The organism is Pseudomonas cyclaminis, assembly GCF_015163715.1.
Lineage (GTDB): Bacteria > Pseudomonadota > Gammaproteobacteria > Pseudomonadales > Pseudomonadaceae > Aquipseudomonas > Aquipseudomonas cyclaminis.
In genome coordinates, this window is record NZ_JADDUM010000017.1 from 1 (window position 1) to 21465 (window position 21465).

Here is a 21465-nt window from a genome sequence, read left to right on the forward strand (position 1 = left end):
GCGCGGCCAGGCCGTAGCCGGTGGAAGCGCCGAGGACCAGCACCTTCTTGGGGCCGCCTTCGATGACGCCGTTTTCAGTTACGTAGTTGATCTGCTCTTTGACGTTCGCTTCACAGCCAACAGGGTGAGCGGTCACACAGATAAAGCCACGAACCCGCGGTTTGATGATCATAAAAATTTCTGCCTCTTCCAAGGTGCCGAAGGCCAATGGTGGCCATTCAACTTCAATCGTACCGGTCTATGACGCCCGAAAAACCGAAGCGTCACGATAGACGTAAATCTTCCGTTTACAAAATCCAATCCACACAGGGCTGACAAGGCTTGAAAACGGTGTAAAGCCTTCACAATTTCGCACTATTTAATACGCCCTTGCGGCGAATAACGTTTTATCATGACGCAGTTGTTTCAATATGTTTCAAAACCCCCACCACTCGCGGCCACGGATCCGACTGTCGAATGGCGTCCTCCTGGAGCTGAGTTGCATGAACAAGCCTGCTTTGCGTAAAAAAGCGGTATCGGTCGCCTGGGTACTCGGCGTGCTGCTGATTATCGATGTATTCCCCGAAACCACGCTGGTGTTCCTCTGCCTGGTACTGGTGTGCGGTATTTACGACTTCCTGCGTAACGGCCTGTATGACAAGAGCACCATCAAGAAATACTTTATTGGCAGTGGTCGCAATACCTGGCTGTTGGCGCCGTTCAATACACTGTTCGACCTGCTGAGTTCGCGTAACCGCCACGTTTACACGATGCGCGACCTGCCTCTCGCTTGGCGACAGGACCTGCAACAGGTGATCGACGACGCCATGGCGCACAAGGATGAAATCATCGGTTACCTGGACGAACGCATGGCCGAGAAGAAGCGCGGCATGTTGTTTTTCCAATGGTACGGCCGGCCCATCGAGACCACCCTGGACATCCCGAAACTGCGGGAGAAACTGCCGTTTGTGAAGACCATCGGCGTGTCGGTCTTCAACGAAAACCGCTCGACCTCCTTTCACTTCGGCCCGCTGCGCATGATGTTCCGCGTGCTCTACAACATGGCGCCGGCACCCCATCACGAGGGTGTCTACATCCAGGTGGGCAAGCACAAGCATTACTGGCACGACGACCCGCTGTTTATCTTCGATGACACGCTGATGCACGCGTCCTTCAACAAAAATGATGCCAAACGTTATTGCCTGTTTATCGATATCGTGCGGCCGACACCGTTGCCATCAGTGCTCAACGCCGTGATCGCTGGGTTTTCGGGGATGGTCTTTACCCTGCGTCGGGTTTTCTACAAAAACTGGAAGCTGATTCAGTAAGTTCTGCGGCATGATGGGGGTGGACGGTATTTGCGCCAGGCCCTGCGCCTGAGGTAAATATTCGGCTCGTGCGACCGTTTACGGCGCCCACCATTCTCAAGCCATCGCGCCTCCACGGCCGCGGTGGCTGTGCTTTCAAGGAATCAGAATGCCCCTACGCCAAGTCATCAACGCCTCCGTCAGCCCCAAGGGCAGCCTCGAAACCCTCTCCCAACGTGAAGTCCAGCAACTGAGCGAAGCCGGCAGCGGCAGCATCTACACCCTGTTCCGCCAGTGCGCCCTGGCGATCCTCAACACCGGCGCGCACATCGACAACGCCAAGACCATCCTCGACGCCTACAAAGACTTTGAAGTGCGCATCCATCAGCAGGATCGGGGCGTGCGCCTGGAACTGTTGAACGCCCCTGCCGACGCGTTTGTCGATGGTGAAATGATCGCCAGTACCCGTGAGATGTTGTTCAGCGCCCTGCGCGACATCGTCTACACCGAGAACGAACTGGACAGCCAGCGCATCGACCTGAGCAACTCCCAGGGCATCACCGACTACGTGTTCCACCTGCTGCGCAACGCCCGCACGTTGCGTCCGGGCGTGGAGCCGAAGATCGTGGTGTGCTGGGGCGGGCACTCGATCAATACCGAAGAATACAAATACACCAAGAAAGTCGGCCACGAACTGGGCCTGCGCAGCCTCGACGTGTGCACCGGTTGCGGCCCCGGCGTGATGAAAGGTCCGATGAAGGGCGCGACCATTTCCCACGCCAAGCAACGCATCACCGGCGGGCGCTACCTGGGCCTGACCGAGCCGGGCATCATCGCCGCCGAAGCGCCGAACCCGATCGTCAACGAGTTGGTGATTCTGCCGGACATCGAAAAACGCCTGGAAGCCTTTGTGCGGGTCGGCCACGGCATCATCATCTTCCCGGGCGGTGCCGGCACGGCTGAAGAGTTCCTGTACCTGCTCGGCATCCTGATGCACCCGGACAACCGCGACGTGCCCTTCCCGGTCATTCTCACCGGGCCAAAACAGGCCGCGCCGTACCTGCAACAGCTGCACGCCTTCGTCGGTGCCACCCTCGGCGAAGCGGCGCAGGCGCACTACCAGATCATCATCGACGACCCGGCCGAAGTGGCCCGCCAGATGACCGTGGGCCTCAAGGCCGTGAAACAGTTCCGCCGTGAGCGCAACGATGCGTTCCATTTCAACTGGCTGCTGAAAATCGACGAAGGCTTCCAGCGCCCCTTCGACCCCACCCACGAAAACATGGCCGGCCTGCAACTGAGCCACACGCTGCCACCCCACGAACTGGCGGCCAACCTGCGCCGGGCCTTCTCGGGGATCGTAGCCGGCAACGTGAAGGACAAGGGCATCCGCCTGATCGAAGAGCACGGCCCGTACGAGATCCATGGCGACCCGGCCATCATGAAGCCGCTGGATGAGCTGCTGCAGGCGTTTGTTGCCCAGCACCGCATGAAGTTGCCGGGCGGCGCGGCGTATGTGCCTTGTTATCGCGTGGTGCAGTAGGGCAACGGGCTGGCGGTAGGTCATAGTTTGTATCGCTTTGGCCCCCGGCCAAGGGTGTGAGTATGGGGAATCCGGACTAGGGTTTGACTATTGCAACTCACTCACACCTGCGAGCCAACCTATGGACCAACGGATCTTGTCCTCCATCATTCCTTACCCTAAGGTAAGGAGCATCATGTTGGAGATACTCACTATGGCCACCGCCACACTCACCTCGAAAGGGCAAATCACCATCCCCGTACAAGTCAGGACCGCACTCGGCCTCGAAACAGGAGACCGCGTCGAGTTTGTCGAGATGGAGGACGGCAAATTTTCGATCATTGCAGCGAGCAAAACGGTGCAGGACCTCAAGGGGCTGATCCGCAAGCCTGCAGAAGCGGTGTCCATTGACGATATGAACCGTGCCATGCTGCGCGGGGGGCGAATGGCGGATGATCGGGCTGGATACCAACGTACTGGTGCGCTACGTCACCCAGGATGATCCGGTGCAGTCGCCCAAGGCATCCGCCCTGATTGAATCCCTCACCACCCTTGCGCCAGGCTTTGTCAGCCTGGTGTCCGTGGTGGAGTTGGTCTGGGTGTTACAAAGCTGTTACCCGTGCACGAAGAGTGATGTGGTCACCGTTCTGGAAACGTTGCTGCGCACCCGCGAATTGACCATCGAACACGCCGAAGTCATCTGGCAGGCGCTTCGGCGATTCGCGGCAAACAACGCTGATTTTGCCGACTGCCTGATAGAACGCTGCGCCCACACAGCCGGGTGCGAATACACCGCCACCTTTGATCTCAAGGCTGCCAAGGCGGCCGGCATGAAGCGCCTGACCTGAACCGCAGCGTTGCGGCAATGGGCAGGCTTTGGTAAAAAACCGCTTCTCCCCCCTGATCGAGAGAAAGACTAACGTGCGCACGTTTCTTCTTGCTGTCCTGGCCCTGTTGCCGTCCCTCGCCCTCGCAGATATCGCCTGGCCCGAGCTGCCGAAGACGTGCTTCGTCAGCGGCCGCTCCGCTACCAGTACGGATGTCGACACTGGCTGCGCGGCGTTTCTGATCAATGTGAAGGGCAAGGCAGCGGGTACACCAATCAAGCTGGATATTCCCCAGTACGCGATGCACGTCGACGAAGCCAGCGGCAAGGAAACACCGGTGATCATCATCCAGGCGGAAGAGAACGGCGAGGTTAAAGCAGTGGGTTACAAGGAGCTGGGCACCGATCAACTCGGCGCCGCGCTGTTGCGGGAGGTGCGGTTGCTGGGCACGAAAAAGCCCTCTTAAGCCGGGGCTCAGCGAACCCAGCCACCGACCTGCCAGTGGTAACCGTCATTGCGCTGGACCCAGTGCGGATGCACATAGCGATAGCCTTCGCGCACCGGCTCCCAATGGCCGTGCACCGCCACGTAGCGCCCACCTTCCCAGCGCCAGTAACCACGTGACCATACGTAACCTTCGCGTACCGCAGGCTCGACTTCGATCACCTGCACCGGTGGCGGTTGTGGCGCAACCACTTCGACATACTCACGCTGCGGCGGTCGACGCTCATGCACCACACGCTCTTGCACACACCCGGATGCCGCGACGACGACCGCCGCCAATGCCACATAACGTAGCAACATAGAAAACCCTCGGGCGTTGACGCCCAACACCTGCACCAGTAAAAAAATCCTCCCGTGTTTCAGCCGCGCTCCTGCGTGGCATGGGTACTTTTTTAACAGGCAGTATCTGTCAGATTGCTGAACCCAAGGGCATCAAGAGGCACATGCGACGGTCGGTCGTTTCAACCGTACCAGCACCAGGCCTGCGATCACTACGGCAATACCGGCATAGGTCGAGGCGTGAATCACATCGCCAAACATCAGGGCTGCCCACACTAAAGTCACTGGCGGCTCCAGGTAGACCAGCGCCGCCACATGCGTCGCGGTCATGACTCGCAGCAACATCCACAGGCTCAAGTAAGCGATAAAGGTGGAAAACAGCGTCAGCCAGACAATCGAGACCAGTACGTTGGGCTCGTGGGGGACGCTCAGCGTATCGGTGTACACCACGGCGGCGGTGAAGCCGATCAGGGTCAACAGCGACTGAATGAACAACGGCAACACCAGGCCGCCGCTCTGGGTGTGTGCCGAGCGGCGCTCATACAAGGTTGCCAACGTGAGACCCAATGCCGATACCAGTGGCAGCAGATACATGACCAGGCCAACACTTGGCCCGGCACTGTTGTACTGCCCGAAGATAACAATCGATACCCCACCAAAACCGACCATCAACCCCAGCCACTGCCAGCCGCCGCTGCGCTCGCCCGCGTTGCTCGTCGACAACGCGGCGGTCATCAGCGGCTGTAACGCCGCAATGATCGCAGCAATGCCAGGCGGCAGGCCGTTCTGGATCGCTACGTAGACGCAACTCAGGTAGAGGAACTGCGATAGAAACCCGATCACAGCGTAGTGGCGAACCTGCGCCCAGGACACCTTCAACAACCTGACATTCAGGAACAACGCCAGACACACACAAACAAGCAGGAACCGCCAGAACAACAGGTTGAAGGCTCCCGCACTCTGTGCCCCCAACTTGGCGCCGATAAAACCGGAGCTCCATGAGAGGACGAACACCACCTGAAGAAACAGTAATTTCAAAAATGTACCGGTCGACGCGCTACGAAACATCATCGGCCCCCTCGCATCGTTGCCGCCTCAGCGAAGGTGATGGGCTCAATACCAAACCGCCGGTATTGATCGCAGGCCGGGCGCGCCAGGTCCCGCTTGAGCTGGAACCAGGGCCTGATGGTCGCCAGTACGCCGTCGTCGGAAGCAAGATGCCAGAACTTGTTCACATCCTCATTGCTGTAGGGACAATGAAACGACAGCACCAGTGACATTCGACGGCCACGGGTAAGCGGTCGCACGCCATGAAAAACCTTGCTTCCATAGATGTAGACCGCATCCCCGCTGGCCTTGACTGCACTGGTGCGGACACGGTCGCCCAAACACTCGGCATTGAACCCCTCGATCGGCCCATCGAAATAAACGAACTCGCCACCGTCGTACTCACTGGGGTCGGACAGCAGGATATTCAGTACAAAGCTTGTCCCATCGGTATGCCACATGCCGATCTGCGCCTTGGCATCCGGGGTTTGTGGCGGATAGAAGTAGTTGACCTGGGAGCGCGCACGCACAAACGGATGCGGCACCAGCGGGACACCGGCAATTCGCGACACAGCCAGCAAAAATGCGCGACTGTTCATCATCTCCCGGATAAGCGTCGATGATTGCGTCGCCGCGCGGGTGCGGTTGGAAATAATCCAGTTACTGGCACTGGAGCCCGCCTCCAGCTGATAACACGCACGCTTCAGCTCCGTTATCCCCTGCTCACTGAAGAGTCCGGAAACCTGAGCCACCGCCGCCAACTGCTGAAGTGTGGCAACTGGCTGCGGCGAGGTGGTATAGCCAAAATCGGCGAGGCTGCGATAGACAGGCAGGTCCGGCCGCTCACTTTGCAGGTAGCTATCGCTCCAGGGCCGTAGGGTGTCCAGCAATGCGCCAGGGTGTTTACACTTGGAGGCAGGCGAGAATGACGCCTGCAAGGCTGACTTCACGCGTGCCGTGCCTTGGGCAAATACCGGCAGTTCGGTGTGTCGTCTCATCACGATGCCCTCAGTTAGCGACTCGGTCGTGCGCGCAGTATTCCGCCAACTGATACAGCACGCTTCCATCGCCACTGCAGTACTCGCCAATGACGCGGCAGCCACCGTAATTCTGGCGCACGCGGATAAACTGTTCACGGGTGTATTTCAAACAAACATTGGTCAACAAATAGCCCTCGTCACCCCCGCTGTTCACCGGCAGCAAGGTGACGGCAACGCGGTAGCGATCATCGTCATGCTCGATTTCCGATATGACGACCTGATGATCCCCGGTCTTCTCAAAGCCAAGCTTCAACCCCACAAGATCAGAGAATCGGCTCATGCAGTCATGTTGATAAAAGCGGTGGATGTGCTGATCACCCTCGGGGCTCGACAATTGCATTTCTGAGAGGACGTAGGTTCGCGTCCCACCCACCCGACGTATGATTTGACCGATGCTGTCGGGCAGCTCATTGCCCTCTTGAAAACCCAGCATCGTGATCAATGTCACATCCTGTCCGCACTCGATGTGGTGCCGGGACAAATCGCGAAAATCAGTGGCCAGGTAACGAAAACCCTGGGGGCTGGCCAGCAGCGGCTCGACGGCATCACGCATCACTTCGTAAGAGGCGGCGTTGATATCAACCGCCGTGTAGTGCAATAACGGCTTCCCATGCTCAAGCAAGCGGTTGATAAGCGCCGAGGTCTTGATCGGCTCGGGGCCCAGTTCAACGTAATGCAAACTGCCCTCGCCCACTACATCGACGAGATCATCCGCCACGGCGCGTAAAAGCGTACTCAATGCGCCTTTTCCGCAAGGTGTGGCACACAAGTCTGCGCGGGTGAGACCCTCATGATTCAACGACGTCATCAGGCCAAGCATTTCTTCACTGACCTGCTGGTGATCAGGTAAATCTGCAGATGACGCGGCGTACTTGGCCGCGTTTTCGACGGTCCAAATCGGGCATGCAAGTGCGTGGTTTTTCTTCAATGACGAAACCACCAGCGCATTGATATCCATAACAACGCCTCCTTTTATTGTTCGACTTCGGCGTACCTGAGCGCGCCTGTTTGACTCAAAGGCTAGGGTGGTCGCATGATTTTGTATATTTGAATAATCTGCACCAGTAATTCCCAAAAGAGGAATCATGAGCAAACAATTGAATATCGATCTGCTGCGCACCTTTCACGCGGTGGCCCGCTTTCGGCGCTTCAACGAGGCGGCCAATTACGTGCATCGCAGCGCGTCGACCGTCACTACACAGATCCAGAAACTCGAAGATCTGGTCGGCCAGCGCCTGTTCAGTCGCAGTAATCAGGGGGTTGAGCTGACGATGTACGGCAAGAAATTGCTCAGCGAAACCACAGACTTCCTCAAAAGCCATGACCGTTTACTGGCCTCCCTGAGCCCGCAACGCATGCAGGGAAAGATCCGCCTGGGACTACCCGACTCCTACGCCCCCGCGTTCATGCGTGATTTCCTGCCGCAACTGATTGCCGAGAATCCAATGCTGGAACTCGAACTGGAAGCCCGCTCCAGTGGCGAGTTGTTCACCATGTTTAGCCGGGAACAGATAGATCTGGCGCTGATCGTCAGCGCGCACCCGTTGGAACAGGGCGAACACCTGGGCTCGATACTTCCAGTTTGGGTAGTCTCCGAGCAGTTCAAAACGCCGGAACAAGCCCCACTGCCTATCGCAGTGCAACTGACCGGCTGTCCCTATCGAGCCTCGGCCATTCGGGCGCTGAAAGAACACGCGGTCTATTATCGAATCCTGCTTGAGAGCGCCAGTTCGACCGCCGTGGAAACGGCGATCATGTGCGGTTTGGCCGTGGGCATGATTGAGGAAAGCCGAATCACCGAGGGCCTGACCAAAACCATTCCGGGCGTGCAATTGCCGGAGTTGCCGCGACATCACATTTACTTGCTTTCCGACAGCGCAAACCACCTGGCGCTGCATCTGCATGAACAACTGAAAAAAGGCTTCAGTATTTGAATCTGATCTTAAAGAAACGCTGACGTGCAGACCAAATTCCCAGGCTGGCTTGAATGAAGCGCTTGCGCGCTTAACGCGCACAAAAAAGCCCGCTGACCGTTATCGGTTCAGCGGGCTTTTTGTTACCGGTAGGGTCCTGATTCAGAACCCCCCAGCGATTTACAGCGCCAGGTCAGACGCCGGCTTGCTCGGCTCAGCCGCAGGCTTGGCAGCCTCGGTCGCCTTGGGAGCAGCCTTTGCCGGAATCACCGGCGGTGTAGGCAGTTGCAGGATATTGGCGGTGTAGGCCCATTCCTTGGCAACGGCTTCAGGACTGTCGTTCAGCTTGGTGCCGTAGCTTGGCACGATCTGGTGCAGTTTTTCCTGCCAGGCCGGAGTAGCAACCTTGTCCTTGAACACTTTCTGCAGCACGGTCAGCATGATCGGAGCCGCGGTGGACGCGCCTGGCGATGCACCCAACAGGCCTGCAATGGTGTTGTCGGCGGAGCTGACCACTTCGGTACCGAGTTTCAGGACGCCGCCCTGCTCTTCGTCACGCTTGATGATCTGCACGCGCTGACCGGCTTGCCACAGGCGCCAGTCGGATTGCTTGGCGTTCGGGAAGTACTCTTGCAGCGCCTTGAAGCGGTCGTCATCCGACAGCATCAGTTGGCCGGCGAGGTACTCGACCAGTGGGTATTCGCGAATACCAACCTTGGTCATCGGCCAGATGTTGTGGGTGGTGGTGCTGGTCAGCAGGTCCAGGTACGAGCCTTCTTTCAGGAACTTGGTCGAGAAGGTGGCGAATGGGCCAAACAGAATCACACGCTTGCCATCCAGCACGCGGGTGTCCAGGTGCGGAACCGACATCGGTGGCGCGCCAACCGAAGCCTTACCGTAGGCCTTGGCCAGGTGCTGCTCGGCAACGGTCGGGTTATCGGTCACCAGGAACGAACCACCCACTGGGAAGCCGGCGTATTCCTTGGCTTCAGGAATGCCCGACTTTTGCAGCAGGTGCAGTGCACCGCCGCCCGCGCCGATGAACACGAACTTGGCGTCGGTTTCAGTCTTGGTGCCGTCTTTCAGGTTCTTGTAGCTGACACGCCACGAACCGTCGGCGTTCTTGGTGATGTCCTGCACTTCGCTCGACAGTTTCAGGTCGAACTTAGGTGTGGTCTGCAGGTGGGCAACGAACTGGCGGGTGATCTCGCCGAAGTTCATGTCGGTACCCAGCGGGCTCCAGGTGGCCGCGATTTTCTGGTTCGGGTCACGCCCTTCCATCATCAGCGGAACCCACTTGGCGATCTGCGCCGGGTCTTCGGAGTACTGCATGCCGGCGAACAGCGGGCTCGCTTGCAGGGCTTCGTAGCGCTTCTTGAGGAACTTGATGTTGTCATCGCCCCACACAAAGCTCATGTGCGGCGTGGTGTTGATGAACGAACGCGGGTTCTTCAGCACGCCCTGCTGGACCTGCCAGGACCAGAACTGACGGGAGATCTGGAACGCTTCGTTGATCTCGACCGCTTTCGGGATCTCAACGTTGCCGTTCTTGTCTTCCGGGGTGTAGTTCAGCTCAGCCAGGGCCGAGTGACCGGTACCGGCGTTGTTCCAGCCGTTGGAGCTTTCTTCGGCCACGCCATCGAGGCGCTCGACCATTTCCATCGACCATTCCGGTTCCAGCTCGTTAAGCCAGACACCCAGGGTCGCACTCATGATGCCGCCGCCGATCAGCAGCACATCGACTTTCTTTGCCTCTTCCGCGTGAACGGACGTGATCCCCATCGACAAAGCCAGCCCCAGCAGGGCAGTGTTTACTTTCTTAAACATCAGTAGCACCTATGATAAAACGCCATCCGCCCCGCTACCCCCGAGAACGGGCAACCCTCAATCACGCTACGCCAGGCAACGTACCGCGGGGTTTGCACATTCACACGAGGGCCGCAGGGTGGGCACACAAGGCCGACGTATCGACCTCACTTTTATGTCCCTTCTGCGCTGACTTCTTATCATTATTGGCTTCAGCTACCTGGGCGACAGCCAATCGCTGGGACGTATACGGGTGTACGCACCAGGAAAGACTAGACCAAGACGGCGCGCAGAATATCACGGCAAACAGCGTTTATGCGCCGTTTGGCCAATTGACGGCTCTAAATCGCAGGTTTTAACCAGTGGGTGTCAAGCCTGCCAGGCGCGACCTGAGGTCACAGGCCTGGAACTCTCGCACCAAATGCTGTTCTAGACACCTTCGCTGCAGCCTGCGTAGCATCGGCGGCTGTCCTTCGTGCTTTCCATCCAAACAGAGCGATCCATGTCTATCCACCAAACACCCGGGCACGTACTGCCCGCGCGCAGCGCCGCCAAAATGGAAGCTGCCATGGCCGTGGGCGCTTTCGCGATCGGCACCGGCGAATTCGCATCATGGGCCTGATGCCTGACATCGCCCAGAACCTGGGGCTAAGCGAACCCCAGGTCGGCCACGCCATCAGCGCCTACGCGCTGGGAGTGATGGTCGGCGCACCGCTGCTGGCCATCCTCGGCGCCAAGCTGCTGCGCAAACACATGCTGTTGTTGTTGATGGGCCTGTATGCCCTGGGCAACTTCGCCACGGCCTTCACCCCGACCTTCGGCTCGCTGGTGGCCTTCCGCTTTATCAGCGGCCTGCCACATGGCGCCTACTTCGGCATCGCCGCCGTGGTCGCCTCCAGCATGGTGCCCAACGACAAACGCGCCGGCGCCGTCGCCCGGGTAATGCTCGGCCTGACGCTGGCCATGTTGCTGGGTAACCCCATCGCCACCTTCCTCGGCCAACACCTGGGCTGGCGCTCGGCGTTTGCGCTGGTCAGCGTGATCGCCCTGTTCACCCTCTTGCTGGTCTGGCAATTCGTACCCCATCGCCACGACGAACAACGCAGCGACCCGCGCAAGGAACTGCGCGCCTTCACCAAACCCCAGGTGTGGATGGCCCTGTCGATTGGTGCCATTGGCTTTGCCGGCATGTTCTGCGTGTTCAGCTACCTGGCGCCGACCATGCTCGAAGTGACCAAAGTGTCACCGCAGTGGATCCCCTTCGGCCTCGCGGCGTTTGGCGTGGGCGGGATCATCGGCAACATCGCCGGCGGCAAGCTGTTTGACCGCATGCAATTTCGCGCGGTGGGTTGGATTCTGGTGTGGTCGATGGCCGTGCTGGTGTTCTTCCACTTCGCAGCGAGTTCACTGTGGGGCGTACTGGTGGGCATTGCGCTGGTCGGCACCATGATCGCCCTGGCCGCCCCGTTGCAAATCCGCCTGATGGACATCGCCCATGAAGCACCGAGCCTCGCGGCGGCATCCAACCACGCGGCATTCAACCTGGCGAACGCGCTGGGGCCGTGGTTTGGCGGGATGGCGATTACGGCGGGGTTGGGCTGGACCAGTACCGGCTATATAGGTGCCGCTACGGCGCTGGTCGGGCTGGGCATCTACCTGATCGCCCGGCGTATGAAGGGCGGCCACTGACGCCACAGGTTTTGCGCCGATCATAGATCCAATGTGGAAGGGGGCTTGCCCCCGATAGCAATAGGTCAGTCACCACCCCAATGACTGACCCACCATTCATCAATCATCATGCAACAACCCCGACCCATACTCCCCATAACTACTCCCCAGCCCACTGCCACCGAAATTCATCTTGGTGGCTTTGCTGGGGCTGTGGTCGCCAAATGCCTGGCATCCACCTGAAAAGCATGGGTCACTGCTTACGCCGGACGAACCCGAAGAACAAGCGCCCAACAGCAACGCGCTGGCAACCATTGCGACTTTGAACAGGTTCGAAATCATTTTTTCAGTTCCCCGTGGGCTGGAGGTGCGAGGGTCCTCTCTTGAGTGAGATCGTAGACCTCAACGGCGAAGGGAATTATGAAACTTTGCTGGGTGACAGGGAGGGTTCAGGTTGCCTGATTTGGGGGTGACGCCAGGTTTTCGCAGGCATTGGCAATGATATAGTCCGTTAATGTCTACCCCATCGAAGCCTTGAACATGCCCACCATCAAAGTATTTGAATCCAACCCAAAGGGCCGCGACTTTGTGGTGGGTGATATTCACGGGCATTTCAAGTTACTCGCGTCACTCCTGGAAAAAATAAACTTCAACACCCAACAGGATCGCTTGTTTTGTGTGGGCGATCTTATTGATAGAGGCCCTGACTCTATTGACGTGTTGAAGTGGCTCAGCGAACCATGGTTTTACGGCGTACGTGGCAACCACGAGCAGATGCTTATTGATTGCCTATCCGGTCGCGGCGACATCGACAGGCACACCCGAAACGGCGGAGCGTGGGTTTACGCACTATCGCCCGGCGTTCAGAACGAGATTTACAACGTACTGCAAACGCTCCCAGTCATGATTGAGATCAACTTACCGGATGGTCGAAAAATCGGCATTGTTCATGCTGAAGCGTTTCTTACATGTGCTACCCATAGTTGGCAAGACGCCAAAGACGCTATCAGCGGCACGCGCGGGGAATCCGCCCAACAACAAGCGTTGAAAACCGCACTCTACGCCAGGGAAAAAATAGAACAGCAAAACCAGGCACCGATCATAGGTCTGGATAAGTTATATGTGGGCCACTCGACAGTCCCCCATGTGCATGCGTTGGGTAATGTCGTTTATATCGATACTGGTTGTTCTTTTTCAGACGGTACATTGAGCGTGATAGACATTGAGTCTGGAGAGGTTAGCCATGTAAGCATGCATTCATTGCATGACTCTCTCGGTGTCAGGTTGTAATAACTGTTTGAACGCGTGCAAGCCTGTCCTTTGCGCCGACTCCCATAGGTGAAGGGCTTGGGTTCTACCCACTTCACCGTGCATGGCGGATCGCGATTCTGGAGTAGTTTTCGCCCAGGGCGAATCCGGACATTCCACCTTTGCGCCACGCCACGGCGGCGCAGCTGAAGACGGATTTCCACGGGTTGGAGGCGCAGGGTTACTTGACCAGTTCAAGTTGCCGCCTTGGGGTAAGGCGGCAGGTGGAGTGTCAGGCTGTGGTCGTGCTTGACGTCGCTTCGACTTGCTCTTGAACTCGGTTGATAAGCAGAGCGCTCAACTCGATCAGTTGCTGAATTCCCAAGGCGATGGAGCGCTGGGAGTCGTCGAGATCAAACGCCAAGGTGGCGGCCATTTCGTTGGCGGATGCAAGGTTTTCGGCGGCGTTGGCTAGCAGGGTTTCGGTGTCGATGTTGGGGCTGACGAGGAACAGATTGCCACTGGGTTGGTTGATCGGTGCATTTTCATCAGATGGTGGAAAGTAATGATGAATCGCACGCCCAGCCGCTGCGTAAAGCTTGGCGTCAGGGGTTGCTGCATTTGAGGCATGAGGCGGTTTAGGTGTGACCTTGTGCATGGCGAAGCTCCTTAACTGTTCAGGAACTGCCAATCTCACTTCCACATGAGGGTGGCAGCCGTACGCAGGTGTGGAAGACCAGGGCTAAGGACCCGGCGCACCGAAGTGCCCCGCGCACAGCCGCCGAAACACATGATACAGACGTAAAAAAACGCCGGTAGGTGTTTGTGACGATTGCGTCTTAGCTTGGTACGGACTTCCACATCCGGCCGCTGGGTTTCCAGCGGTTTGGGGAGGTTAGCGATGGGTGGTCTGAGGGGCAAGCTGAGAAAAGTGTGGGAAGTTTCTCACCGAGTATCGTGGCCTGCCCCCGATAAATGCGTAGATTCTGGATATCGGGGTCTGGATATCGGGGTCAGACCACGATACCCGGATTTGAGTTGGCAGAGGAAAAGCAACGATTCACTCCCAAACACACCTCCCGATTGAAGGGCTTGAAAAAGCACTCAAAAATCTGGAAGACGAAGCCAACTAATTGCCCTGGAAAATCCAGAGGTTGCTGATGACTTCTTCGGCACTATTTTCGCCAGCTTCGACAAACTGGCTCGGTTTCACTCCATGGGCCGTGAAGGCAGGGTCAAAAACACCCGCGAAGGGGCAGTACCCCACTGGTCTTATCTAATCCCGTAACGGGTAGGCGGTGATCGCCTGCAGATCATCGGAATATTCCACACACGGCAACGCCCCCGCCCGAAGTGGTGAAAGGGGCGGGACATGCCTCTGCAACGCTTAAGATCCATCCCTGATAAACTGCGCCCCATTCGCCTCGCTGACTCAGATTCCCCCATGCCCCTACAAACTGCCCCACTCTCCCGCCGCTTCTCCGTCGCCCCGATGATGGATTGGACAGACCGCCACTGCCGGTTCTTCCTGCGCCTGCTCTCCAAGCACGCCCTGCTCTACACCGAAATGGTCACCACCGGCGCGATCCTGCACGGCGATCACGACCGTTTCCTGCGCCATAACGAAGCCGAGCACCCGCTGGCCCTCCAGCTGGGCGGCAGTGTCCCGGCTGATCTGGCCGCCTGCGCCCGCATGGCTGAAGCCGCTGGTTACGACGAAGTGAACCTGAACGTCGGCTGCCCCAGCGACCGCGTCCAGAACAACATGATCGGCGCGATCTTGATGGCGCACCCTGCCCTGGTGGCTGATTGTGTGAAGGCGATGCGCGATGCGGTGTCGATTCCGGTGACGGTGAAGCACCGTATCGGGATCAACGGTCGGGACAGTTATGCCGAGCTGTGTGATTTCGTCGGGACGGTGAAGGATGCGGGGTGCACCAGTTTCACGGTGCATGCGCGGATTGCGATTCTTGAGGGCTTGTCACCGAAGGAAAACCGCGACATTCCACCGTTGCGCTATGACGTGGCGGCGCAGTTGAAGCAGGACTTCCCGGAGTTGGAGATTGTGCTCAACGGCGGGATCAAGACGCTGGAGCAGTGCCATGAGCATCTGCAGACGTTTGATGGGGTGATGCTGGGGCGTGAGGCTTATCACAATCCGTATCTGCTGGCGGAGGTGGATCAGCAGTTGTTTGGCAGTGAGGCGCCGGTGATCAGCCGTGCTGAGGCGCTGGTGCAGTTGCGGCCTTATATTGCTGAGCATTTGGCGAGCGGCGGCTCGATGCACCATATTACTCGGCATATTCTGGGGTTGGGCACTGGTTTTCCGGGGGCGCGCAAGTTCAGGCAGTTGTTGTCGGTGGACATTCATAAGGCGGCGGATCCATTGGCGTTGCTGGATCAGGCTGGGGCTTTGTTGGAAGGGCGTTGACTGGTTGGCTTGCAGCGGGTCAGTGGGTTATGGATCGACTGATACATTGCTATCGGGGGCAAGGCCCCCTCCCACATTTTTAACAGTGTGCATCACGGGACCGCGTTGCCCACATGGCAGTTGGGTTGAACCTGAGGTCAGTTTTGCCCTCCTATTGAGCTGTATGGCCGAGCATTCAAACGGCTGTTTTCAGGTTGTTGCCCTCGCAAACGATCGAACGCATTTGCGCCCTTGAGCACCTGTCGGCGCTCGGGTAATGTCATCAGACCCATAGGACAGAGCACGCCCATGACTTCCAAGCTGGAACAACTCAAGCAATTCACCACTGTCGTAGCCGATACCGGCGATTTTTCTACCCTCGCCAAGCTCAAGCCGCAGGATGCGACTACCAACCCTTCCCTTCTGCTCAAGGCCGCGTCGATTTCGGGCTATGCCAAGCTGCTCGATGAGTGCGTGCAAGATTGCAACGGCGATGTGGGCCTGGCCAGTGACCGTTTCGCAGTAGCGGTAGGTCAAGAGATTCTGAAAGTGGTTCCGGGCCGTATCTCCACTGAGGTGGATGCGCGCTTGTCCTTCGACGAAGGCGCGATTCTCAAGCGTGCGCACCGTCTGATCGACCTGTACGACAAAGCCGGCGTTGGCCGTGACCGCGTGCTGATCAAGATCGCTTCTACCTGGGAAGGCATCCGTGCGGCGGAGAAGCTGGAAAAAGAAGGCATCCAGACCAACCTGACGCTGCTGTTCTCCTTTGCCCAGGCCGTGGCGTGTGCCGAGGCTGGGGTATTCCTGATCTCGCCGTTCGTGGGCCGTATCTACGATTGGTACAAGAAGGCCAATGGCAACGACTACACCGGTTCCGATGATCCGGGCGTGCAGTCGGTGACGCGCATCTACAACTACTACAAGGCCAATGGCTACAAGACCGTGGTGATGGGTGCGAGTTTCCGTAATCTGAGCCAGATTGAAGAGCTGGCCGGGTGTGACCGCCTCACCATCAGCCCGGACCTGCTGGAGAAGCTGGCGGCGGATGAAGGCAAGCTGGAACGCAAGTTGTCGCCAGGCCATGCCGGTGAAGCACGGGTGCATATGACTGAAGCGCAGTTCCGTTGGGAATCCAACGAGGATGCGATGGCGACTGAAAAGCTGGCGGAGGGGATTCGTCAGTTTGCTCGGGACCAGGAGAAGCTGGAGGCGTTGTTGTCGGCCAAGCTGTAAAGGCGGATAGCGGCAAAAAGGGCGGTACCTTTGGGGGTACCGCCCTTTTTTTGTGCGCCAGTCTCAAGCCAGTCGCAAACTAAATGTGGGCAAGCCCCTCCCACTGCTTTATAGCGTTTGAATTGGGGATCAGTGACGTTCCAGGGCATTCACAAGGTCGTGGAAGGCTTCGCGATTGGACTCGTTGAGGCCCATCAGGATTTTGTGCGCTTCCAGCACCTTCACCCGCACGACTTCCTCGGACTGGTCCTGGGACGGCAGGTCGGTCAGGCATTCCGGGCACGGGATCGGTCGGTCAACGATGTTGAACACCTGGTCGAAGCCCATGGACTGCAGCAGCCGGGTGATGTCTTCGTGGGTGGTAACGACCGTCGGCAACAGGCCGACCTTCTGCCGCGACAGAATGGACAACTTGGCCAGCAGGCCAAGGGTGGTGCTATCGATGCTGCGGGTTTCGGTCAGATCGATCACGATCGCCGAGAAATTCAGCGCAGTGAAGATCCGCTCAATCGTCGCATCCAGCGCCGAACACAAGGTCAGGCGCACTTCACCGACAAATTTCAGGACGAAGGTCCCGTCTTGCTCAGCGAATTGGATTCTTCCGGTACTCATCAAAGATTCCTGCTCAACACCAATAGGGCGATATCATCCGGCATCTCCCCTAGCGTGGCCAATCCAAAAACCTGCCGCAGGCCATCCAGGCTGCCGCCCGCTGCCTTGACCCGTTGGGGCAAGGCGGCTTCTTTCTCTTTGAGTGTAGGCTCTGGAAGAAGGTCCAGGATGCCGTCGGACATCAGCGTCAGGCTGAAAGTCGGCGGCAGTTCCAGGATGTGGTCTTCGTAGGTGGCTTCATTGAACAAGCCGACGGGCAGACCACGCCCTTCCAGATAACGCACACTGTCGGGAGTGTATAAAACAGGCATCGGCAGGTGACCGCCAATACTGTAGGTCAAAAGACCGGTTTCTTCATCGATCACGCCGCCGACCATCGTCACGTGCTTGCCCAGCTTGCAGCTGATCAGGCCTCGGTTGATGTGGCCCAGCACCTCGGAGGGGGTGAACTCCGGCAAGGTGCCATTGCGCTTGGATTCAAACAACAGCCGCGTGGTCATGAACTTCAACAACACGGTGACAAAAGCAGAGGAAGCGCCGTGGCCCGAAACGTCGGCCAGGTAGAACGCCACACGTCGCTCATCCACACGGAAATAGTCGACAAAATCACCCGACAGGTACAGCGACGGGATGATCTGGTGCGCAAACTTGAACTCGTCGATGGTCCAGGGGCTGACCGGCAGCATGTTCATCTGCACCTGGCGACCGGCGTTCTGGTCTTCCTGGAGCAGGTTGAGGCTGGCTTCGAGTTCGCGGTTGGCGGTTTCGAGCTTTTCGCGGTAACGCTGGTTCTCGACCAGCAAACGTGCACGATCCAGGGCGCGGCGCACCGAGTGCTCCAGCACCGCCAGGTCTTCCAGGGGTTTGATCAGGTAGTCGGCAGCCCCCAGGCGCAAGGCCTCGACGGCATCGTTCATCACGCCGGCGCCGGACACGACAATCACCGGCGTCTGCGGGGCAATCTCGGTCACCTGGCGAATCAGCTCCAGGCCGCCCATCTGGGGCATGCGCAGATCGCAGATCACGAGGTCGGGCTGGTCGCGCTCGAATACCTGTAGACCCTGTTGGCCATTGCTGGCCTGCAGGACGCTGAAGCCACTGTCTTCCAAATAGGCCGCGAGGCTCGCGCGCACTACTTCGTCGTCATCGATTATCAGCAGCGTGGCACTGGTTTTTTGCATGTGGGCAAACGGCGCCAGAATTAGGTTGGCGTAGGCGACTCGGCAATGGCCGGGGTCACGCTACTGGATTCGCTTTCTAGCCTCTCTGTCCTACAAAGCATAGGCGTTTTGCCCACGCACAACTGTAAAGCAGAGGTGCCCTTCTAAGGCGCAGACGGTACTCCCATCCGCCAGGTGTTTCAAGCTCATGCCGATGGTCGCCGGGCGTCTTTACATCACAAATCACCGGGAGTTATAAGAACAGCCACGACCACAACACAAAGTAAGGATGGAACCCATGAGCGAACACGAGCGCGACTACGCCGAGAAACGCGATTTCATCCGCATGCGAGTGGATGCCGATGTGTCCTTGATCCACGCCGGGCAGGAGATTGCCGGGGTTTGCGTGGACCTTTCCAGCTCTGGGATGCAGGTGCAGGCACCCCGCCAGTTCAACGTGGGAGATGAATTGACCGTACGCATCGATTCGGAGCATGCAGCCCTTGCCGGCCTGGAAGCGGATACCGAAGTGGTATGGGCCAAGAACGAGGGCGAGAGCCAGCACTTGGGCCTCAAGATCCTGAAAATGCGCTGATACACGCGCATAAAAAAGGCGACCTCCAAGGGTCGCCTTTTTTCATTTCAAAACGTCACAGCTTAAAAGTCGTCGACGACCTTGCCATCCTTGACCTTGAACTCACGGTTCTGCAGGTAGGCGTTCCGAATGAAGGTGTACTTGTCACCAGTGATCAGCTTCTCGCTGTCGAGCAGGCTCGCACGGGTGTCGACGATGTTCAGGCCGAAGGTGCTGTTGCGCCAGCCGATGTCGTTCATGTAGCGATAAGGCTGGGTGTAGCTGTCCACGTACTTGGACGGCGCATCACGCAGGGTGCTTGGGCCCAGCAGGGGAATCATCACGTACGGGCCGCTGCCCACGCCCCAGTAGCCGAGCGTCTGACCGAAGTCTTCGTCGCTGCGCTGCAGCCCCATTTTGGTGCCGACATCAACAAAACCCAGCACGCCAAAGGTGGTGTTCATCAACAGACGGGCAGTATCCACACCGGCTGCGTGTGGCTTGAGTTGCAGCACGTTGTTGGCCAGGTTGCCGACATCGCCGATGTTGCGAAAGAAGTTGTGCACGCCGTCCTGCATGAATTGCGGGGTGACGAACTGATAGCCCTGGGCCAAAGGCTTGAGGGCATAGGTGTCAACGGTGTCGTTGAAGGTGAAGATCGGGCGGTTGACGCTTTCCCATGGATCATCTTCCGACGCAGCCTGTACAGCGAACGGCGCCAGCAAGACAGTGGCACACACCGACAGCTGAGCGAAGTAGTGGCTCCAGCGCATAGCTTTTGCTCCTTGAATGGTCTGTCATGGGCGCTATGCCCTGAATAAGGCCGTCAGTATATGACGGAAGTGTCGAATTAGGCAGCCGCCAGGAAACGTCATACCGAAAATGGACAAAATTCCTACAATTGTCCTGCCTGTCATCCACTTGTCATCCTGCCTCGATAGCGTCACTGCTATTTCAGGGATGTCGACATGCCTCAAGCCGAGATTGCCCTCGCAACTGCGCCCACCTTGACTGCCGTGTTGTTTGGACTAAGTGGCTGCCTGGTGGACTTCGGTTCCCTGGCACGCACAGATTCACCGCCCACGAACTCCCAAGCCACACCTGGCGCCCTGAAGATCCTGCGCAGCCTGCAAGAACAAGCCATAGCCTGCGCCTGGCTGGACGAGTTACCGCCCTCGGTGACCACGCCACTGGCCGCCGCACTGCCTGACTGGCTCAAGGCCGCCTCGCCCTCCTCCATCCGCTGGCCTGCGCCACACGCCTGCTGGCAAGCGCTGATGGAGCTGAACATCGAACGCCTTGAAGGCTGCGTCCTGGTCAGCGGCGAGCCGCGCTTGCTGCAATCGGGGCTTAACGCCGGACTGTGGACCATCGGCCTGGCCTCCTGTGGCTCGCTGTGCGGCCTGGCGCCCGAGCAATGGCAGGCGCTGAGCGACAAGGAACGCGAACACAAGCGCGCAAAGGCCACTGTAGCGCTGTATGGGCTGGGGGTGCATTCGGTGATCGATCACCTGGGTGAGCTGGGCACTTGCCTGGCGGACATCAGCCTGCGCCAGCTCAAAGGCGAAAAGCCCTGATCGAGATCATGCACAGTCGGCGCCGGTGGATTAATCTACAGCTCAGCCCGTAGACCTTTCTCAGCCTGCCGTGGTCTATGCCAGTGCCTATCGATAAAAGGAAGAACGTCATGCCTGATCGCGAAAAATTGCAACAACAGGCCGATATTGTGCGTAAGCAGTTGGAGGATCATCCAGAACTGCCCGACGAAAAACGCGAAGCGCTGGAAAAGTTGGTGGCTAAGTTCGAATTGCAACTTCAACTGGAACCCGCAACTCAGTCACCTAGCATTGCTGACGATGTAAACAGGGCGGTAGAAGGCTTCGAACTGGACCACCCAGGCATTGCCGGAGTGTTGCGTAATATCGTGGTAACGCTGGGCGGCATCGGTATCTGAGGTACCGCGCCCCTACGCTTGATCTCTTGCAGTACACATAAAATCCGATGCACCAAGCGGCATCGGATTTTTTTGTTTGCACGAAACGCTCTCCCACTTAAAGCACATATGTAATGCGCCTAGAAGAAAACTTCGTCGTCTAGCGGAACCTAAAGCCCAGCCTTTGCCACCCAGGTTGTGAGAGGAAAGTCCCTCTTTTCTGACTTTGGAGTTTTTACCTACAATGAACGCTATTTCAAGCAGCCCAGCAGCCCCACAAATGCAAGAAAATACTCAACCCAACGATTTGGACCAAACACACGGCTCGAGTACGTCGGCGGCACTAGGCTCGTATAAGGAAGCCACTCCAGAACAGATTGCGGACTTGCATAAGGCTAAT

The 21465-nt window shown here is 58.0% G+C and carries 22 protein-coding genes and 3 pseudogenes; 14 read left to right on the top strand and 11 right to left on the bottom strand.

Annotation, left to right across the window (positions count from 1 at the left end):
* A pseudogene (locus tag IQK56_RS01795) lies at positions 1-172 on the bottom strand (bifunctional NADH-specific enoyl-ACP reductase/trans-2-enoyl-CoA reductase); the annotation flags it as partial.
* A gap of 310 nt (positions 173-482) precedes the next feature.
* Between IQK56_RS01795 and IQK56_RS01800 the strand changes: the two are divergent.
* The 5 genes from IQK56_RS01800 (at position 483) to IQK56_RS01820 (ending at position 4101) form a co-directional block, all read left to right on the top strand.
* Entirely contained in the window at positions 483-1307 is an 825-nt protein-coding gene (locus tag IQK56_RS01800; protein WP_122309452.1) for an aspartyl/asparaginyl beta-hydroxylase domain-containing protein, read from the top strand.
* Between the two features lie 148 nt (positions 1308-1455).
* Positions 1456-2829 carry a nucleotide 5'-monophosphate nucleosidase PpnN gene (gene ppnN / locus IQK56_RS01805; RefSeq protein ID WP_122309454.1) on the top strand — a complete coding sequence of 458 codons (1374 nt, stop codon included), beginning with the start codon at positions 1456-1458 and terminating at the stop codon, positions 2827-2829.
* 121 nt (positions 2830-2950) lie between these two features.
* On the top strand, positions 2951-3310 hold the full coding sequence (locus tag IQK56_RS01810) for an AbrB/MazE/SpoVT family DNA-binding domain-containing protein (protein ID WP_246500119.1): 360 nt from the start codon (positions 2951-2953) through the stop codon (positions 3308-3310).
* Positions 3261-3656 carry a PIN domain-containing protein gene (locus IQK56_RS01815; protein ID WP_122309457.1) on the top strand — a complete coding sequence of 132 codons (396 nt, stop codon included), beginning with the start codon at positions 3261-3263 and terminating at the stop codon, positions 3654-3656. Before IQK56_RS01810 ends, IQK56_RS01815 begins: the two co-directional genes overlap by 50 nt.
* Before the next feature lie 73 nt (positions 3657-3729).
* A complete protein-coding gene (locus IQK56_RS01820; protein ID WP_122309460.1) occupies positions 3730-4101 on the top strand; it encodes a hypothetical protein in 372 nt (123 codons plus the stop codon).
* Between the two features lie 8 nt (positions 4102-4109).
* Here the strand turns inward: IQK56_RS01820 and IQK56_RS01825 are convergent, their stop codons facing one another.
* From IQK56_RS01825 to IQK56_RS01840, 4 genes are all read right to left on the bottom strand, one after another.
* A complete protein-coding gene (locus tag IQK56_RS01825; protein ID WP_193862752.1) occupies positions 4110-4439 on the bottom strand; it encodes a YXWGXW repeat-containing protein in 330 nt (109 codons plus the stop codon).
* 132 nt (positions 4440-4571) lie between these two features.
* Positions 4572-5486: a DMT family transporter gene (locus IQK56_RS01830; protein WP_193862772.1), complete on the bottom strand. Its 915-nt coding sequence runs from the start codon at positions 5484-5486 to the stop codon at positions 4572-4574.
* Positions 5486-6463: a 2OG-Fe(II) oxygenase family protein gene (locus tag IQK56_RS01835; protein ID WP_193862754.1), complete on the bottom strand. Its 978-nt coding sequence runs from the start codon at positions 6461-6463 to the stop codon at positions 5486-5488. Before IQK56_RS01835 ends, IQK56_RS01830 begins: the two co-directional genes overlap by 1 nt.
* Before the next feature lie 10 nt (positions 6464-6473).
* Positions 6474-7463, bottom strand: coding sequence for a hypothetical protein (locus tag IQK56_RS01840; protein ID WP_150761728.1), 990 nt, complete (start codon positions 7461-7463; stop codon positions 6474-6476).
* A 127-nt stretch (positions 7464-7590) separates the two neighbouring features.
* Here IQK56_RS01840 and IQK56_RS01845 point away from each other — a divergent pair, with 127 nt between their 5' ends.
* A complete protein-coding gene (locus tag IQK56_RS01845) occupies positions 7591-8439 on the top strand; it encodes a LysR family transcriptional regulator (RefSeq protein ID WP_150761729.1) in 849 nt (282 codons plus the stop codon).
* 159 nt (positions 8440-8598) lie between these two features.
* Here the strand turns inward: IQK56_RS01845 and mqo are convergent, their stop codons facing one another.
* A complete protein-coding gene (gene mqo / locus IQK56_RS01850) occupies positions 8599-10245 on the bottom strand; it encodes a malate dehydrogenase (quinone) (RefSeq protein WP_099587363.1) in 1647 nt (548 codons plus the stop codon).
* Positions 10246-10726: 481 nt separating this feature from the next.
* Between mqo and IQK56_RS01855 the strand changes: the two are divergent.
* Positions 10727-11913, top strand: a pseudogene (locus IQK56_RS01855) (MFS transporter).
* A 99-nt stretch (positions 11914-12012) separates the two neighbouring features.
* Here IQK56_RS01855 and IQK56_RS30975 read toward each other — a convergent pair.
* The gene (locus IQK56_RS30975) at positions 12013-12234 is read right to left on the bottom strand and encodes a hypothetical protein (protein WP_122309482.1); all 222 of its coding nucleotides are present in this window, start codon (positions 12232-12234) and stop codon (positions 12013-12015) included.
* A gap of 198 nt (positions 12235-12432) precedes the next feature.
* Here IQK56_RS30975 and IQK56_RS01860 point away from each other — a divergent pair, with 198 nt between their 5' ends.
* Complete coding sequence (locus IQK56_RS01860; RefSeq protein ID WP_193862760.1) at positions 12433-13182, top strand: metallophosphoesterase; 750 nt, start codon at positions 12433-12435, stop codon at positions 13180-13182.
* Positions 13183-13432: 250 nt separating this feature from the next.
* On the opposite strand, the gene IQK56_RS01865 is transcribed toward IQK56_RS01860, so the two are convergent.
* A complete protein-coding gene (locus tag IQK56_RS01865; RefSeq protein ID WP_193862762.1) occupies positions 13433-13798 on the bottom strand; it encodes a DUF6124 family protein in 366 nt (121 codons plus the stop codon).
* Positions 13799-14222: 424 nt separating this feature from the next.
* Here IQK56_RS01865 and IQK56_RS30985 point away from each other — a divergent pair.
* From IQK56_RS30985 to tal, 3 genes and pseudogenes are all read left to right on the top strand, one after another.
* A pseudogene (locus IQK56_RS30985) lies at positions 14223-14500 on the top strand (type II toxin-antitoxin system RelE/ParE family toxin).
* Positions 14501-14584: 84 nt separating this feature from the next.
* Entirely contained in the window at positions 14585-15571 is a 987-nt protein-coding gene (gene dusA / locus IQK56_RS01870; RefSeq protein WP_193862764.1) for a tRNA dihydrouridine(20/20a) synthase DusA, read from the top strand.
* Positions 15572-15859: 288 nt separating this feature from the next.
* The gene (gene tal / locus IQK56_RS01875; protein ID WP_122308984.1) at positions 15860-16786 is read left to right on the top strand and encodes a transaldolase; all 927 of its coding nucleotides are present in this window, start codon (positions 15860-15862) and stop codon (positions 16784-16786) included.
* A gap of 129 nt (positions 16787-16915) precedes the next feature.
* Here tal and rssC read toward each other — a convergent pair whose 3' ends face one another.
* Together rssC and rssB are read right to left on the bottom strand one after the other, a co-directional pair.
* Entirely contained in the window at positions 16916-17398 is a 483-nt protein-coding gene (gene rssC, locus IQK56_RS01880) for an anti-sigma factor antagonist RssC (protein ID WP_003172602.1), read from the bottom strand.
* Positions 17398-18579, bottom strand: coding sequence for a two-component system response regulator RssB (gene rssB / locus IQK56_RS01885; protein WP_099587411.1), 1182 nt, complete (start codon positions 18577-18579; stop codon positions 17398-17400). Before rssB ends, rssC begins: the two co-directional genes overlap by 1 nt.
* A 277-nt stretch (positions 18580-18856) precedes the next feature.
* Between rssB and IQK56_RS01890 the strand changes: the two genes are divergently transcribed.
* Positions 18857-19153 (top strand): PilZ domain-containing protein, encoded by a 297-nt coding sequence (locus IQK56_RS01890; RefSeq protein ID WP_122308982.1) that lies wholly within the window; start codon positions 18857-18859, stop codon positions 19151-19153.
* Between the two features lie 62 nt (positions 19154-19215).
* Here the strand turns inward: IQK56_RS01890 and IQK56_RS01895 are convergent, their stop codons facing one another.
* Positions 19216-19905, bottom strand: a complete 690-nt coding sequence (locus IQK56_RS01895) for an MlaA family lipoprotein (RefSeq protein ID WP_122308980.1) — start codon at positions 19903-19905, stop codon at positions 19216-19218.
* 195 nt (positions 19906-20100) lie between these two features.
* Here IQK56_RS01895 and pcrP point away from each other — a divergent pair, with 195 nt between their 5' ends.
* Together pcrP and IQK56_RS01905 are read left to right on the top strand one after the other, a co-directional pair.
* Positions 20101-20709, top strand: a complete 609-nt coding sequence (pcrP, locus tag IQK56_RS01900) for an HAD superfamily inactivated hydrolase PcrP (protein WP_122308978.1) — start codon at positions 20101-20103, stop codon at positions 20707-20709.
* A 110-nt stretch (positions 20710-20819) separates the two neighbouring features.
* Positions 20820-21086, top strand: a complete 267-nt coding sequence (locus IQK56_RS01905; RefSeq protein WP_122308976.1) for a DUF4404 family protein — start codon at positions 20820-20822, stop codon at positions 21084-21086.
* Positions 21087-21465 lie beyond the last annotated feature (379 nt).

What these genes read in the sequence shown, in the direction of transcription:
- IQK56_RS01810 (WP_246500119.1), top strand. Translation starts at nt 2,951, where the DNA reads ATGGACCAACGGATCTTGTCCTCCATCATTCCTTACCCTAAGGTAAGG.
- mqo (WP_099587363.1), bottom strand. Translation starts at nt 10,245, where the DNA reads ATGTTTAAGAAAGTAAACACTGCCCTGCTGGGGCTGGCTTTGTCGATG.
- ppnN (WP_122309454.1), top strand. Translation starts at nt 1,456, where the DNA reads ATGCCCCTACGCCAAGTCATCAACGCCTCCGTCAGCCCCAAGGGCAGC.
- IQK56_RS01835 (WP_193862754.1), bottom strand. Translation starts at nt 6,463, where the DNA reads ATGAGACGACACACCGAACTGCCGGTATTTGCCCAAGGCACGGCACGC.
- IQK56_RS01840 (WP_150761728.1), bottom strand. Translation starts at nt 7,463, where the DNA reads ATGGATATCAATGCGCTGGTGGTTTCGTCATTGAAGAAAAACCACGCA.
- IQK56_RS01825 (WP_193862752.1), bottom strand. Translation starts at nt 4,439, where the DNA reads ATGTTGCTACGTTATGTGGCATTGGCGGCGGTCGTCGTCGCGGCATCC.
- IQK56_RS01865 (WP_193862762.1), bottom strand. Translation starts at nt 13,798, where the DNA reads ATGCACAAGGTCACACCTAAACCGCCTCATGCCTCAAATGCAGCAACC.
- IQK56_RS01845 (WP_150761729.1), top strand. Translation starts at nt 7,591, where the DNA reads ATGAGCAAACAATTGAATATCGATCTGCTGCGCACCTTTCACGCGGTG.
- IQK56_RS01815 (WP_122309457.1), top strand. Translation starts at nt 3,261, where the DNA reads ATGATCGGGCTGGATACCAACGTACTGGTGCGCTACGTCACCCAGGAT.
- rssC (WP_003172602.1), bottom strand. Translation starts at nt 17,398, where the DNA reads ATGAGTACCGGAAGAATCCAATTCGCTGAGCAAGACGGGACCTTCGTC.
- IQK56_RS01895 (WP_122308980.1), bottom strand. Translation starts at nt 19,905, where the DNA reads ATGCGCTGGAGCCACTACTTCGCTCAGCTGTCGGTGTGTGCCACTGTC.
- pcrP (WP_122308978.1), top strand. Translation starts at nt 20,101, where the DNA reads ATGCCTCAAGCCGAGATTGCCCTCGCAACTGCGCCCACCTTGACTGCC.
- rssB (WP_099587411.1), bottom strand. Translation starts at nt 18,579, where the DNA reads ATGCAAAAAACCAGTGCCACGCTGCTGATAATCGATGACGACGAAGTA.
- IQK56_RS01800 (WP_122309452.1), top strand. Translation starts at nt 483, where the DNA reads ATGAACAAGCCTGCTTTGCGTAAAAAAGCGGTATCGGTCGCCTGGGTA.
- tal (WP_122308984.1), top strand. Translation starts at nt 15,860, where the DNA reads ATGACTTCCAAGCTGGAACAACTCAAGCAATTCACCACTGTCGTAGCC.
- IQK56_RS01830 (WP_193862772.1), bottom strand. Translation starts at nt 5,486, where the DNA reads ATGTTTCGTAGCGCGTCGACCGGTACATTTTTGAAATTACTGTTTCTT.
- IQK56_RS01905 (WP_122308976.1), top strand. Translation starts at nt 20,820, where the DNA reads ATGCCTGATCGCGAAAAATTGCAACAACAGGCCGATATTGTGCGTAAG.
- dusA (WP_193862764.1), top strand. Translation starts at nt 14,585, where the DNA reads ATGCCCCTACAAACTGCCCCACTCTCCCGCCGCTTCTCCGTCGCCCCG.
- IQK56_RS30975 (WP_122309482.1), bottom strand. Translation starts at nt 12,234, where the DNA reads ATGATTTCGAACCTGTTCAAAGTCGCAATGGTTGCCAGCGCGTTGCTG.
- IQK56_RS01860 (WP_193862760.1), top strand. Translation starts at nt 12,433, where the DNA reads ATGCCCACCATCAAAGTATTTGAATCCAACCCAAAGGGCCGCGACTTT.
- IQK56_RS01890 (WP_122308982.1), top strand. Translation starts at nt 18,857, where the DNA reads ATGAGCGAACACGAGCGCGACTACGCCGAGAAACGCGATTTCATCCGC.